This window comes from Crassaminicella profunda (genome assembly GCF_019884785.1).
Lineage (GTDB): Bacteria > Bacillota > Clostridia > Peptostreptococcales > Thermotaleaceae > Crassaminicella > Crassaminicella profunda.
Map to the genome: position 1 here is coordinate 3,222,516 of NZ_CP082326.1, position 14,900 is coordinate 3,237,415.

A 14,900-nucleotide genomic window follows, 5' to 3' on the forward strand; every position below is an offset into this window, starting at 1 on the left:
GGTTTATTGAAATTTTTGTAAAAATTCCCATAATGCTTGATTAATAATATCTTGCTGCTTAAATTCCTTATGTTCCAACACAAACCTATTAAATGGCTCTAGAACCTCTTTATATACTTTTATACTTTTTACATGTAAATCTCCTTTGAAATTTCTTATATACAAGTTTTTTTTATTGGTTACATTACTTTCTTTCCAACTACTCACCATGGCCTTTAAATCATCAACCATCTCCATTAGTTCTTCTAATCGAATAGATTTTTCTTCTGTAAGATTTATATTACTTTTTATTACTTTTTCTTCTATTCCTTCATGATTCCTTTTTATTAGCTTCTCCTCTATTAATATCATCTTTTCATTCTTTATGTATTGATTTTTATCTCTACTAAATATATAGCCTTCTTTTTCAAAGCGATTTCTTATCGTCGTTTTTCCAATATTAAGTTCTTCACATACCTTTCTAATACTACTATTTTTCACCATCCTATTAAAATTCTCCACTTGTATTTTAATAGGAAGTTCATTGAACATTTCCCTTTTCATTCTACTCCCCCCTAGTAGTAATTCAAAGTAATCTAAAGTAATATTCTTCGCGTTGTGATTTTTTTCCTTTTTTTTACTATTAATTCTTATTTTACTCATTGACATAAAAAAACTTATATGATAGTCTAAAATAGATAAAAAAAGACCTTTAACTTAACCCTGTGAGGTTAAAAAGGCAAGCATAGACTTAGTTTACTATATAATAGTAAATAATTCTGTTCATTATGCCTTTTTACCTTATGGTCAAAAGGCTTTTTTAGTACCTTTAAGCTGGTTCCGAGAGACCAAAAAGGAGGATAAAAAATGAATAAATTGAGACATCTTATTGACCCTGAAGATTTTACTACAAAAGAGTTAGACGAACTGATCAAACTTGCAAAAGAAATGTATCATCATCCTGAAAAATATAATGAAGCTTGCAAAGGAAAAATTTTAGGCACACTTTTTTACGAGCCTAGTACAAGAACACGACTTAGCTTCGAATCAGCTATGTTAAGACTGGGAGGAAGTATCTTAGGCTTTAGTGATGCGGCTACAAGCTCCGTATCAAAGGGTGAGAGCATTGCCGACACAATAAGAGTCATTTCTAGCTATGCTGATATTGCTGTCATGAGACATCCTAAAGAAGGGGCTCCAAAGCTTGCTTCAAAGTATGCTCATATCCCTATCATCAATGGAGGGGATGGAGGCCATCAGCATCCAACACAAACACTTACTGATTTATTGACTATTCATATGTATAAAGGCGCTTTTGAAAATCAAACTATTGCATTTTGTGGTGATTTGAAATTTGGAAGAACCGTTCACTCTTTAATCCGAACACTAGCAAGATACAATATAAAACAATTCATCTTAATTTCACCAGAAGAACTTTCATTACCTGATTCACTAAAGAGAAGTCTTATAAAAGACGGAGTTACACTAAAAGAAGTTAGTACCTTAGAAGAAGTAATGAATGAAATAGATATACTATACATGACAAGAATACAAAAGGAACGTTTCTTCAACGAAGCTGACTACAACCGACTAAAGGGTTCCTATATCTTGGATTTAGCAAAAATAAAAACTGCAAAAAAAGACATGATTATTATGCACCCACTTCCTAGAGTCAACGAAATAGCGTACGAATTAGATCAAGACCCGCGCGCTGTATATTTTGAGCAAGCAAAGCTTGGAATTTATATTCGAATGGCACTCATTACTAAATTATTGGAGGTGGATTTAACATGCTAGAAGTTACAAGTATAAAAAAAGGCATTGTGCTAGATCATATCACCGTTGGAAATGGTCTAAAGATATTTAATAAGCTCATGTTAGATCAAGTAGATTACCCTGTTGTATTATTAATGAACGTCCCTAGCAAAGCCATGGGAAGAAAAGATATTATTAAAATCGAAAACAATATTGATATTGACTTAGCCTTTTTAGGACTCATTGATGATAGCATTACAGTAAATATTATCAAAGAAGGAAAGTTAGGACAAAAAAAGAAAGTAGAAATTCCTAAGAATGTAAAAGGCTTATTCTCCTGTCATAATCCAAGATGCATCACAAATTTTGATGATTATGTAAAACCAGAATTCGAACTCGTATCTTCAGATACATTATCTTATCAATGTGAATACTGTGAGGAGATTACAGAATATAAAATCTAAATATGAATAAACAACTTAAAGTAGCTTCAAGAAAATTTATTGATTTTCTTGAAGCTATTTCTTTATTTATATTTTAGAAACATTTATTGTGCTAATTTCTTACTTTCCACATTAATATTGTTACTCCAGCGACCACACTTATCGCCCCATCTTGCAACTAAGCTTTCATCTCTATAAAATTCTACTACCTCACACATATTTGGACAATGTTCACATTCAAAACTCTTTACAGCATAGTTACTATCTGCAATCTCAAATCCTTTAAAATTAGTGCTACCCTTTTTTGATACTTCTTCTTTTGCAAGGAGAGCTGATCCGATTGCACCCATTACATTTGCAAACTTTGGCACTACCACTTCACACCCTAGTATTTTTTCAAAAGCTTTTTTTATTCCTACATTAGCAGCCACGCCCCCCTGAAATATAACAGGTCCTTGAATTTCTTTACCCTTTCCTAAATTATTAAGATAATTTCTTACAAGGGCTTCACACAAACCATTGATAATATCTTCTTGGTTATGTCCAAGCTGCTGTTTATGAATCATATCTGATTCTGCAAACACAGCGCATCTTCCTGCTATTCTTACAGTTGCATTTGACTTTAGTGCCAAATCTCCAAACTCTTCTATAGGAATTCCTAATCGTTCTGCTTGCCTATCTAAAAAAGAACCTGTCCCTGCAGCACAAACCGTATTCATGGCAAAATCGTATAAAACACCATTTCGAAGAAGAATAATTTTGGAATCTTGTCCACCAATTTCTATGATCGTCCTTACATCTGGCACAAAATGAAGGGCTGCAACTCCATGAGCTGTGATTTCATTTTTTATCACATCAGCTCCTATCATAATTCCTCCAAGATTTCTACCACTTCCGGTAGTCCCTACCCCTAATACATGGACATCTTCTCCGAGTCTTTCTTTCATTTGTGAAAGCCCATTTTTCACTGTCTCAATAGGTCTTCCTTGTGTTCTTAAATATAGTGTATCTACGATTCTGTCCTCTTCATCCATGACAATAATATTTGTACTCACAGAACCAATATCAACGCCAAGATAACATTTTTTCATTTTTGTATTTTTCCCTCCTGTTTCTTAATAGGTCAATATACGCCTCAAGTCTTGTAACATATCCCGCTTCTCCTGTCATCTCATCAATAATGAGTGTCATAATAGGAATATGATATTCGTTTTGTACTTGAGGAAGCAAACTCATAGCAACAATCTCAGGCATACAAGTAAAAGGCATTACTTGTATCACCCCATCATATCCGTCCTTTGCATAAAGAATCGTATTTCCTATAGTTTCTCTTCCATGACCTCCTACCATAGTCTTTACATATGGTTTTGCAGCATTTCTTATATCCTTTTCTCTTGTACTTCCTATGCTATTGTAAAATAGGTGCTCTAATACCCATCCAGAAGTAGTATGAGACTTATGTACTTCTACACCCAGTTCGTTTAATTTCTTTCCAATATCTATATTTGCAAAGTTTTCTATAATTGTGTAAATCTCTCCAACAATTCCAACTTTTAGAATATCTCTATTTTTCTCAATTGGAATTTCTTCTATACACTTTTGAGCCTGATTGATAAGTTTTATCATTGCTTGAGAGCCTTCACTATTTTCAAGATTCTTTATAAGGCTCTTATAAACCTTATCCATCTCTCCTTTATTTTTTTCATAAGGTCTTAACTTTAATACTGTCTCTTCAAACTTATCAATCCTTTTAAGTACACCAATACCACCCTTTAACCCCTTAGCTATTTTCATCATATTTTTTGTATTGGCAATTTTACTAATCCGGTTATAAAGTTCTTTTATGTTTCCATCAGGTGCTTCTAATACGACAAATTCAACATTATGACCTAGATCCTTTAATATTTCCTTTTCTACTTCTGCAAAATAACCAAATCTGCAAGGACCACAGCTTCCTGTCACAACAATGGTGTCTGCACCTTTTTCTATACTTTCTATATAGTTTCCTAGATTGATTTTCATAGGAAGACAAATAAGCTCTGGTGAATATTTTGTCCCAATTTCTAAAGTTTTTTTGCTATTCTTAGGAGGTAAAACCGTCTCTACCCCCAAATCATCAAACATAGCTTTAGCGGGTAGATACATATTGCCCATGTGTGGAAATGTAATTTTCATTTTTTTCCCTCCATTTAATCATATCTACAAAAGCTTCTATTCTTGTATCTATTCCAGCTTCTCCTGTATGCTCATCTAAGGTGAGTAGGATAAATGGTTTGTTAGAATTTCTTCTTGTTCTTCTTTCAATAATATCTGCAATAACAGAATCTATCCCACATCCAAAGCTTGATAGATAAATAATCCCTTGTATATCTTCTTGTTCCATAGCATAAAGAGCAGCTCCTAATACTTTTCTTCCGAAGCTCCAAAACATTTTCTTATCCATGGTAGCTGCTTTTTCATTAATAATCTTCGTATCAAAAGTATCCTGCGTCATCACATGAAGATTATTTTTCCTTAATTTTTCTATGATATTCATACTCAAATAATCATCATAAATATTATAAGGATGTCCTAAAAGAAGAATCTTTTGTTTATACTTATATGGATTGATATATTGAAAAATCTTATTCCCGTCAATATCTATAGGGAGTATCCCATTCTTCATATGCTCCGTATAAGCTTTATGCTGTTTTAGTGATTCTTCAAAAGCAAAATTTATTTTTTCTTTATCCTTTGTTATATGTTTCCCTATTTCATATACAGTTTTTAATAATTTTTTCTTTGATTTGTGAAAATCAATAGTCGTATCTATCATTGGCGGTAAATCTTTAATTGAACTTTTTATCATTTCTGGAAGTCCACAAAATTTAGGACAAATATATTCATTTTTGTAAATACTCATGATTTTAGGCACAAATATAAAATCCACTTGATCTTTTAAATCCACAACATGACCATGGTATACCTTTACAGGAAGACATGCATCATCTACTGTACACTTCACACCGCTATCTACAATCTGTTTATTCGTTTTTTTAGATACAACAACCTCTGCTCCTAGCATTTCAAAAAATTTTGTCCAAAGAGGATAATAATAGTAATAGAACAATCCCCTAGGTATGCCAATTCTCATACGCATCCTATCCTTTCTATTCGCTACTGCTTCGTCTCCTATATAATTGTTAGCAATTTGGATAGATTTTAAACAAAATTTTATTTTTTACTCACAAATACAAAAGTGTACATCTTATAGATCAATGGATATACTGTATCGTTTTGATTTTTTTATCATAAAAAAATGTGCTGCGATTTTTCATCGCAACACATTCTTTATTTTAATAATTCATCAATTTTGTCTTTGTCAAATCCTTGTATCGTTTCATCTTCTACCATAATCACTGGCACACCCATAAATCCTTTTTTAATTAATTCCTTTCGAGCTGCCATATCTGTAGAAACATTTTTTTCTGTATATTCAACGCCTATTGATTGAAGATAATCCTTTGCATCCTTACAATACACACATGTATTACTTGAATATACTACTACATTTTTATTCATATAAAATTCCTCCTTCATTATTTAACATTTAATCATTCTATACCCACTATACTACTCCTTTATTCATAAAATCAAGCTACTTTCTGAACTTTTTTTGATGCCTTTTTGTCTTGTGCTTCCTTAATAAGGGCCGTTCCGTGACCCATTGGGCAAACTTGACACCAACTACGCGGCTTGAAAATAACCCCCATTACAATCCCTAATATAAAGGACACCATCATCAATCGAAAAACAGCAAAGGCTATAGCATTTACAATATTCGGTTGAGAAAAAGCATGATATAAGGATATGCTAAACATAATCATCATCATTGTCAATAATATATTTTTCGCTTTCCTTCCTCTAAAAGCTTTTGGTAACTGATTACTCAAACTTATAGATTGCAAGAATTTACCTAGTATAGATCCCCTTGGACAATATTTAGAACAATGAATCTTTCCTTCTCCTCGTAATGCATGATAAATAGGAGCACCTATACAAACAAATCCTAATAGTCCAAAACGTATATCAATGATTGATAGTGTAATAAATAGTACCATTAAAATCCATGACCATGATTGATGTGATTTTTTTACAGCCATTTTTTTCTCCTTTCTAACAACCTGAACCTCCCGATCCTGCAGTAATTTTGAAACCTTTAGAGAACCATCCATCGGAATAATCTATTTTAAAATTTTTAAATTGATCTAATAAATCTTTTTCCACAATCATCTTTAGTTCATTTGTTTCTTCAAAATAATCTTTTTCATCATCTTTTAACCCTTCCAGGGCTATTCCAAATGTTGGACCACCTCATCCAAAGCCTTTGATAAATATTCTTAAGAATGTACTTTCTGATTTTTTATCCTTTAATTGCTTTCTAATCATTTCCTGCGCTTTATCTGTAACATTTATATACATATAAATACCTCCTTTTTCGTCTAACCCCCTCCCTAGGGGGTATGATTATATTTTAGTATATTTTTCTTATACTGTCAATATAAATTCTAAAAAAAATTTACAAACACAAAACTATATAAATAGTATTCCCCAAAACCCTAAAAGAAAAAAGTTCCTGCATAGCAGAAACTTTTACCTTCTCATGATTTCTATAATAGCTTTTGCTTTATTTAAGGTTCTCTTCATCTCAGATCCTTTTTTTATCTCTAATATTTCCAATATATCTGTAATATTTTCAAAGGTCTCTATTATGTTTTTTCCTGTATTCTCCTGCAACTGACTCACTCGATCATTGACTGCAAGTGCCTGATCTATTTTTTGTCTTCCACTGCCATGTACATGCGGTCTAATCACTTCTAATAATTCAATGGGTCTATTTTGCGTATAAGTACTGTCCGCTCTATATTCATCCTTCGTATACTCATCTAATGCATACAAAATATCTAAAACATTTTCTGCTTTTCCTACTACATCTTTTAATTGATCTCCCCAATAAGCTTTTGTAGTCTTTTTCTCTTGTCTATTAATCAATGCATATAATAGAATAGGAAGGATTTTGTCATTGCTAAACAGATTAGAAATCATCTCTGTCAAACTTTTATTAGATTTTTTATTTAATTCCTCCAAATCTTTTGCATCTAACACCTCCGCCTCCGATTCTTTCAAACTTAATTCTTCCCTATTAAGCTCTTCCACTTTACCCCCTCCCTTCAAAAGGCTAGTACATACGGTTTTATGATTTCATTACATATTATGCTGCTCAATGCATTATGGTGTAAGATTATAATATATTTTTTTATAATCCATATGAAAAATTTCAAAAATTTTCCTTCAAAAACTTATCTATTAGCACTTTTAACTAGATGTTTTTTCATAGTAGAAATGATCTACCTTATGGCATATAATACATAAAGAAGCTTCTACACAAAAATAGAATACTTATTTATCAAGACTGAACCTGAAAATTTCAAAATAGAAAAAGGAATATCTATCACATACGTAAAATTAATAGAGGAAGGTCGTGAATATATGGGTTTTATCAAAAAACTTCGCAACTTTAAAAAGAAATCTTCTCCATCTATAGGTTTATCCCTAGGAGGGGGGGCTGTGTGGGGAATTGCTCATATAGGTGTCCTTAAAGCTTTAGAAGAAAATAATATTCCCATTCATTATATAAGCGGTACAAGTATTGGTTCTTTAATAGGTGGATTGTATGCTTTAGGCACATCCACTAAAAAGCTTTCAAGTCTTGCAACTAGTACCCATTGGAATCATTTATGTCGCATTTCTTTACCTTTAGGAGGCTTATTCTCTAATGAACCTATGGAAAAATTCTTATATAACCTTATTGGAGAAAAAACATTTTCAGATGTAAAAATCCCTTTTTCAGCCATTACTACTGACTTAATCACTGGAGAAGAAGTAGTCATCCATTCTGGAAAAATCTCTACTGCTATTCGTGCATCCACTGCTATTCCTGGTATATTTCACCCTGTTTTATTGAACAACCGTACATTAGTAGATGGAGGAGTTGTCAACAACGTTCCTATTCATGTCTTAAGGGAAATGGGTGCAGATGTAATCATTGGTGTAAACTTATCTCCTGATTTTAACCATTGGCGTCCCAAAAACAGTTTTGAGATCATTCTAAAATCCTTCTTAATTATGCAAAATAAAGTTGCTCGTAGCGAGCTTGAAAAAGCAGATATTATTATTGATATGAATATGAAAGATTTTAATCCAATGGATTTTCGAAAAGCAAAGGATTTATTAAAGAAAGGTTATAAAGAAGGCCTTTCAAAAATAGAAGAGATTCAACATACTCTTAAATGAAAAAAGGTAGTCAATAGACTACCTTTATGCAGAAAAGCTTTTATCCATTTCATCATTCAAAAGCTCAGTAACTCTCTCTTTTTCAGATACAACTCTTCCTAAGATTTTAGAATAAGGCATACATTTCCCATCTACTATTCTAGTCTCTAAAGTTCCCTTAGCACTCTTATTTCCTCTCAAATGAGGCGCATCAATAATTCCTCTTTTGATGATAGCTGTAAGGACTTTTGGATCACTAAAGGGATCTTTGCTTTCAGGATATAATGATTTTATTGTATTTAATAAAATCCTTACTTCCTCTATCAACTCATTTTTTCTATTCTCTACAACTTGCTCCTTCGTCATATCTACCATTCCATGGAGTGTAGACCTTATTACTCCCCTTACAATTTTACAGCTTTCAATTACATCTTCAGATTTTGCTGCATGATCTGCTTCACTAAATCCTACTACATGTACAATATGAGGTTTTATACTCATAGCAAGATAAGTAGATGAAGCTAGTTGTCCCTTTGCCACATCTAAATCTGCACTTAAACTGGCAAGACCTGCCCTTACTTGTCGATAGACTTTGAAATTTTCATCTTCTAAAGATTCAATCAACTCTATTTTTGCAAGCATTTTCGCAAGATCCATACTCGGATGCATTGAAGGGGGCACATTAAACATATATTGAGCAATATAATTTTTCACACCCATTTTTTTTGCATTATAAGCTGCTAAATATGCCATAACTACACCAATGGTATCATGAGCATCTCTTAAACTCCAGTGATGAGCTTCATTTACTTCTATAGGAATATTTCTATCAGCATGCCATTTCATTAATTGCTGACTCTCTGTGATAGAATCTAAAACTTCTCTTTTTCCTCTTCCATCTAGTACATTGTACCAGCATAAAGGTACAGCACACCATGCATTATTAATAGTATTTTTTAGCATTTGTGCAAAAGGAAAGACTTCTGCCGTTCCACTATAACACCTCAATAAAGGATAATTTCCTCTTCTAGAAGCTTCATATAGTTTTTCAAAATCTTCTACCTTTCTTAAAGGTACCCCTCCAGCCCCATCTAAATCATGATTCATTTTCTCTGGCGTGAAAAAGTTTTCCTGCGCATTCTGATCCGGTCCTATAGATATTACATCTAAAACCTTTGCATTTGCAATCTTTTTAATTCCTTCATACGTATCTTCAAATGAAGGTAATCCAAAATGATGTCTTATCACTGGATAGGGGTATTTCCCTTCTATTCTTTCAATAATGTTTTGAGGTGCATTTCCTACAGTTTCTTTTAAATTTCTTCCCCTTAAATAATTGATTACCTCATCTAAATCCTCTGTCCCATCAAATATTTTACAAAAGAAATCATATTCCTTTGCAATTTCTGCTACAGGTTTTGTTCCACCAAAAATCCACTCTATATCTTTTAAATTTTTTTCATATATATAATTTTTAAGCTTATTAAGTAAAGGTCTTACAGCATCAGGAGTTAATCGATATCCTACACTCACTACATGGGGTTTGATCTCTATGATAGTGTTTATTAATTTTTCTATTTTAACAGCTGCACCTAAGAATTCAGTAGTATTTCCTTCGTCCTCTGCAAGTCTTAAGAAATTTACAACACCACCTACATGTACACAATTTCCAATTGCTGCTCCTAAAAATTTTTTCATTATGCTACCACTCCTCTTGAATCTGATACTTGGTCATTCATTACAAATGCCTTTATTTCTTCTATGGATAAGCCTTCTAGTCCCATATCTATTACCTTTCTACCATTTTTATAATAATCTGTATGATGAAGAATAGATGCCAAATGAATCATAGCTTGAATAGTTGGGGTTTGTATATTTAAATGATTAGCCATATCCCAAATAGGTACTAGACTTTGAGGTACATCTTCATGAATATATCTAGTATTTAGGTCCATAGGGGCCTTAATTCCTAAGTATCCTTTTGCATTCTTTAAAGCTTCACACAAGGTATTCCCGTAAGCATTATAAGTGTATCCTAACCATTCTGTTAATGACATAACCTTAACCCCTAAAACTCTTGCCACCTGCATTCTTTCATGGTCTACCTGCTCAATAATTTTAGCAACAGCAGGAGTAATGCCATCTATATAATATCTAAAATTACCCTTTGTATTTTCAATCCTTCCACAATTTAAAATTGTTGGAATAGGATGAAGGAGAGCACCTACATTATTAAAGCTTGTTTCTAATACACTTAAAGCAGGTGTAAATTCTGGAAACACTTCATGAACGGTATGAATAAATTGATTATTTCTTACAGCAGGAAGAGTAGCAACTTTTACTTCTTCCTTTTTGCTAAATATTTTTACCTTTCCTGGTTCTTGCGCCCTACATGCAAAGAGAAGGGTTTGTGCTTCCACAATACAAACTTTCTTCAATGGATTGTGCCTTCCTATAATACTTTTAAATTCTAAGGCTCCTCCTGTTCTTCCAGGATTTAATACAATATACTGCTCTTGGGTTACAAAGGGAGCCATATGATTTGCAATAAATTTATGTGCACTAGCAGGCAACACAACCATAATCACATCTACATTTTTTATCGCTTTTTCAATACTATTGGTAACTAAATTTAGTCTTCCTCGTCCAACAACAGCTCCTACAAGATCAATATACCCCTTTTGCTTAATTTCCTTAATCTTTTCAATGGTACGATTATATAGATTTACTTTATACCCCTTATAAGCTAAATATCCAGCAATTCCTTGCCCTCCATGTCCTGCACCAATAACAGCAAATTTAAGTTTTCTAAATAGCTTTTCTTTCACGCAACCGCCTCCTATTTATTTTATAGTTTCTATGTGTATATATAATATTTTGTAATATTATGTTTTATTTAGCAAAATTTTACAATATTGGAATTGAAAAAATTAACACTTCCAAACATGCATTTGAAGAATTATGCACGCTAAAAAATGATTTCATCACCAACCACTTATTTAATTCTACGGTATTTCCTATAAGATAAATTTAAAAATATAAGTAAATAATCGAGTAAATCATAAGAAAAAATAATAATAAAGAAAAGAAATATCTTGATTAGACAAAAATTTGAAGGAAAGTTTTCTTAAACTTTTGTTCCTTCTGTTATTTAAGAAATATAAGTCGAACAGAACTATTTCATCGCACAACTTTAGCAAGACTATTTTATCATATTCTGAATATTTTGTAAAGTTTTAATTAGAGGATTGCAGCTCTAATACACTTTACTACTATCCATATACTAAAATAACCAGCAAAATGCTGGTTATTCTTCTATAAAAGGCATATATTTCTCTATAATTCTCTCTGCTGCTTTAATCCCATCTACGCCAGCAGAAATAATTCCTCCTGCATACCCTGCTCCTTCACCCGTAGGATACAATCCTTCTATATTGATACTTTCTAAAGTATCCCCATCTCTTTCTATTCGAATAGGTGCTGAGCTTCTTGTTTCTACTCCTGTCATCACTGCATCATCCATGGCAAAACCTTTCAATTTTTTATCCATCTCAACAATAGCTTCTTTCATAGATTCTATCACAAAATCTGGAAGACATTTTTTCAAGTCTGTCAATTTTATACCAGGTACATAAGAAGGTTTTACAGTTCCTAGTTCTTTCGAGGGTACATCTTTTAAGAAATCTCCAACTAATTGAACTGGAGCAGAATAATTCCTTCCCCCTACTTCAAAAGCAAGTTTTTCCCATTTTCGTTGAAATGCTACCCCTGCTAGTGGATGATCATTTTCAAAATCCTCTGTATTTACTTGTACCAACAGAGCACTATTCGCATTTTCTTGGTCTCGCTTATATTCACTCATCCCATTAGTTGCCACCATATTCTCTTCAGAAGATGCTGCAACAACCATTCCTCCAGGACACATGCAAAATGTATAAACAGCTCTACCCTTTTTACTTTGATAAGTCAGTCTATAATCAGCTGCCCCTAATCTTTTATGCTCTGCAAATTGTTTGTATTGAGAATTATTGATCATTCCTTGTGGATGTTCTATTCTTACACCAATAGAAAAGGGCTTTTGTCTAATTTGTATCCCTCTTTCATGTAAAACTTCATAAGTATCTCTTGCACTATGACCAATCCCTAGGAGTACTTCTTCTGTTTCTATTCGAACATTTCCATTAATCTCTAATCCCTTAATCTTTCCATTTTCTATTAAAAAATCCGTTACTTTGCTACCAAATCGAACTTCTCCTCCCAAGTTTTCTATAGATTTTCTTATATTTTTGACCACATTTTTTAAAATATCCGTTCCAACATGAGGTTTTTGGGCATAAAGAATTTCTTCTGGTGCTCCATTTCTTACAAATTCATCTAATACTTTTCTACATCTTATATCCTTTATTCTTGTGGTTAATTTTCCGTCAGAAAAGGTTCCTGCTCCCCCTTCCCCGAACTGAACATTTGACGCTAATTTTAATTTTCCGCTCTTCCAAAAATTTTCTACGTCCTTGCTTCTTGTATCTACGTCTTGTCCTCTTTCTAAAATAATCGGTCTATATCCCCTCTGTGCAAGAATTAATCCTGCAAACATACCAGCAGGACCCATACCAACTATAATAGGTCGATTCTCAAGTTTTTTATTTCCTGAAGATACATCCTCATAGACAAGTTTAGGACTCTTTTTCACATTTTTATTTTTCTTTAATACCTTCTCTTCATTTTTTACTTTTACATCAATACTATACACAAAGGAAATAGTATTTCTTCTAGCATCTATTGATTCTCTATATATTTTATAATCAATAATTTCCTCAGGCTTTACTCTTAATTTTTTTGATATTTTTCCTTTTAAAAGGTTTTGATCTTCATCTAATGTTAATTTTATTTCGTTTACACGAATCATCTCTTTTCTTCCTTTCCTTTAAACTATGAGATATTATACCACATTTATAGCGTTTTCATTTGTGAACTTATTTTTATATCCTTTTTTTCATTGAACTATGTATATAAGCTTCTTGCCATTGGAAAACTATAACAAGACATGAACATAGATAAACTAATATTCAATTGAATAAGGAGAGATGATTTATGAACTTTCAAAGAGCACAAGAAATATTTAATTCTGCAAAAAGTATCACTGTATTTCATAATGGAGAATCTATCTGGATCGAAAAATTAGATCCCCATACGCAAACAGCTTATGTAAGAACTATGGCTGGTGAAAAAAATGTTCTTGTAAACGAACTTAAGGAAATCCATTAATAAAACCCTCCATCATTGGAGGGCTTTACTCATAAACATTATTCTGTTTAATACAACGGTTCTGGTCTTTGAATAAAATGAAGGATATTTATATGTGCTCCATTGTTAACATACTTTTTTCCTCCTACCGATCAATATATTTTTCTTTTCCTATAAATTCCATAATTTGAGAATGAGTTGGGAAACCTTCCATATCTCCTCTTACCAATGTTGCCATAGCCCCTACACCATTTGCAAGCTCTGCGCATTCTTTCAAACTCAATTTTTTTAATATTCCTGATAAAAAGCCTGCTGCATATCCATCCCCTGCACCAACTGTATCTTCAAATTTTTCAACAACATATCCTTTTACAAAACGTCTTTCATTTTTATTACAAACATAACAGCCTTCTTTCCCAAGCTTCACAGTTACTATTTTACAACCCATCTCTAAAAATTGTTTTGCAATTTTTTCATGGTCATCAGTTCCTAATAACATTTTTCCTTCATCAATACCAGGAAAAATAATATCTGCTTTTTTTGCAATATCCAAAAGTACAGGACGTGCTTCTTCTATAGACCATAATTTTAATCTTATATTTGGATCAAATGATATTAATACATTCGCCTCTTTTGCTATTTCTACAGCTTTGCAAACTGTTTCTCGTGCACTTTTTGATAGGGCTAGGGTAATTCCTGTAATATGCAATATTTTAGTTTTTTTAATATACTCAGCATCCAAATCATCTATTGTAAGATTTGTAGTTGCAGAATTTTTTCTATAATAATAAATATTAGGGTCTGCATGAGCAAATCGTTCTTTAAAGAGTAATCCTGTACTCTTTTCTTGATCTTCAACTACCCTTGAAACATCTACCCCTTCTCCTCTTATAACAGATTTAATATATCTACCAAATTCATCATCCCCAACTCGTGAAAACCATCCTACATTATGTCCTAATCGAGCTAATGCTATAGCTACATTTGATTCAGCACCTCCTATAGATTTACTAAAATTGTGAACATATCTTAATGGACCCTTTGAATCTGGATTAAAAAGAACCATCGTCTCTCCAAAAGTTATTACTTCCATATACACTATCCTCCTAGATTTATTTATCAATTTTCTTTTTTGTAGATTCTTATAATATTACTTGTTGGGTTGTC

Annotated in this window: 15 protein-coding genes; 4 read left to right on the plus strand and 11 right to left on the minus strand. The window is 32.4% G+C overall.

The window, feature by feature from the left end:
- Positions 1–3: 3 nt before the first annotated feature.
- Positions 4–543 (minus strand): hypothetical protein, encoded by a 540-nt coding sequence (locus K7H06_RS14980; RefSeq protein ID WP_223036841.1) that lies wholly within the window; start codon positions 541–543, stop codon positions 4–6.
- A 303-nt stretch (positions 544–846) separates the two neighbouring features.
- Between K7H06_RS14980 and pyrB the strand changes: the two genes are divergently transcribed.
- Together pyrB and K7H06_RS14990 are read left to right on the plus strand one after the other, a co-directional pair.
- Entirely contained in the window at positions 847–1,776 is a 930-nt protein-coding gene (pyrB, locus tag K7H06_RS14985; RefSeq protein WP_223036842.1) for an aspartate carbamoyltransferase, read from the plus strand.
- The gene (locus tag K7H06_RS14990; RefSeq protein WP_223036843.1) at positions 1,770–2,198 is read left to right on the plus strand and encodes an aspartate carbamoyltransferase regulatory subunit; all 429 of its coding nucleotides are present in this window, start codon (positions 1,770–1,772) and stop codon (positions 2,196–2,198) included. The genes pyrB and K7H06_RS14990 overlap by 7 nt, the downstream gene beginning before the upstream one ends.
- Before the next feature lie 83 nt (positions 2,199–2,281).
- On the opposite strand, the gene K7H06_RS14995 is transcribed toward K7H06_RS14990, so the two are convergent.
- The 6 genes from K7H06_RS14995 to K7H06_RS15020 form a co-directional block, all read right to left on the minus strand.
- Positions 2,282–3,268 carry an acyl-CoA dehydratase activase gene (locus K7H06_RS14995; protein ID WP_223036844.1) on the minus strand — a complete coding sequence of 329 codons (987 nt, stop codon included), beginning with the start codon at positions 3,266–3,268 and terminating at the stop codon, positions 2,282–2,284.
- On the minus strand, positions 3,243–4,352 hold the full coding sequence (locus K7H06_RS15000) for an acyl-CoA dehydratase activase-related protein (protein ID WP_223036845.1): 1,110 nt from the start codon (positions 4,350–4,352) through the stop codon (positions 3,243–3,245). Before K7H06_RS15000 ends, K7H06_RS14995 begins: the two co-directional genes overlap by 26 nt.
- The gene (locus K7H06_RS15005) at positions 4,306–5,310 is read right to left on the minus strand and encodes an acyl-CoA dehydratase activase-related protein (protein WP_246637544.1); all 1,005 of its coding nucleotides are present in this window, start codon (positions 5,308–5,310) and stop codon (positions 4,306–4,308) included. Before K7H06_RS15005 ends, K7H06_RS15000 begins: the two co-directional genes overlap by 47 nt.
- A 197-nt stretch (positions 5,311–5,507) precedes the next feature.
- Positions 5,508–5,738 (minus strand): glutaredoxin family protein, encoded by a 231-nt coding sequence (locus K7H06_RS15010; RefSeq protein WP_223036847.1) that lies wholly within the window; start codon positions 5,736–5,738, stop codon positions 5,508–5,510.
- A gap of 71 nt (positions 5,739–5,809) precedes the next feature.
- On the minus strand, positions 5,810–6,319 hold the full coding sequence (locus tag K7H06_RS15015) for a 4Fe-4S ferredoxin (protein ID WP_223036848.1): 510 nt from the start codon (positions 6,317–6,319) through the stop codon (positions 5,810–5,812).
- A gap of 490 nt (positions 6,320–6,809) precedes the next feature.
- Positions 6,810–7,373, minus strand: coding sequence for a hypothetical protein (locus K7H06_RS15020; protein ID WP_223036849.1), 564 nt, complete (start codon positions 7,371–7,373; stop codon positions 6,810–6,812).
- A gap of 411 nt (positions 7,374–7,784) precedes the next feature.
- Between K7H06_RS15020 and K7H06_RS15025 the strand changes: the two genes are divergently transcribed.
- On the plus strand, positions 7,785–8,510 hold the full coding sequence (locus tag K7H06_RS15025; protein WP_223036850.1) for a patatin-like phospholipase family protein: 726 nt from the start codon (positions 7,785–7,787) through the stop codon (positions 8,508–8,510).
- 24 nt (positions 8,511–8,534) lie between these two features.
- On the opposite strand, the gene K7H06_RS15030 is transcribed toward K7H06_RS15025, so the two are convergent.
- From K7H06_RS15030 to K7H06_RS15040, 3 genes are all read right to left on the minus strand, one after another.
- On the minus strand, positions 8,535–10,187 hold the full coding sequence (locus K7H06_RS15030) for a cobalamin B12-binding domain-containing protein (RefSeq protein ID WP_223036851.1): 1,653 nt from the start codon (positions 10,185–10,187) through the stop codon (positions 8,535–8,537).
- Complete coding sequence (locus K7H06_RS15035; protein WP_223036852.1) at positions 10,187–11,317, minus strand: NAD/NADP octopine/nopaline dehydrogenase family protein; 1,131 nt, start codon at positions 11,315–11,317, stop codon at positions 10,187–10,189. The genes K7H06_RS15030 and K7H06_RS15035 overlap by 1 nt, the downstream gene beginning before the upstream one ends.
- A 479-nt stretch (positions 11,318–11,796) precedes the next feature.
- Positions 11,797–13,395, minus strand: coding sequence for an NAD(P)/FAD-dependent oxidoreductase (locus K7H06_RS15040; RefSeq protein ID WP_223036853.1), 1,599 nt, complete (start codon positions 13,393–13,395; stop codon positions 11,797–11,799).
- 185 nt (positions 13,396–13,580) lie between these two features.
- Here K7H06_RS15040 and K7H06_RS15045 point away from each other — a divergent pair, with 185 nt between their 5' ends.
- On the plus strand, positions 13,581–13,754 hold the full coding sequence (locus K7H06_RS15045; RefSeq protein WP_223036854.1) for an H-type small acid-soluble spore protein: 174 nt from the start codon (positions 13,581–13,583) through the stop codon (positions 13,752–13,754).
- A 124-nt stretch (positions 13,755–13,878) separates the two neighbouring features.
- Here the strand turns inward: K7H06_RS15045 and K7H06_RS15050 are convergent, their stop codons facing one another.
- Positions 13,879–14,826, minus strand: coding sequence for a sugar kinase (locus K7H06_RS15050; protein WP_223036855.1), 948 nt, complete (start codon positions 14,824–14,826; stop codon positions 13,879–13,881).
- Positions 14,827–14,900: the final 74 nt, after the last annotated feature.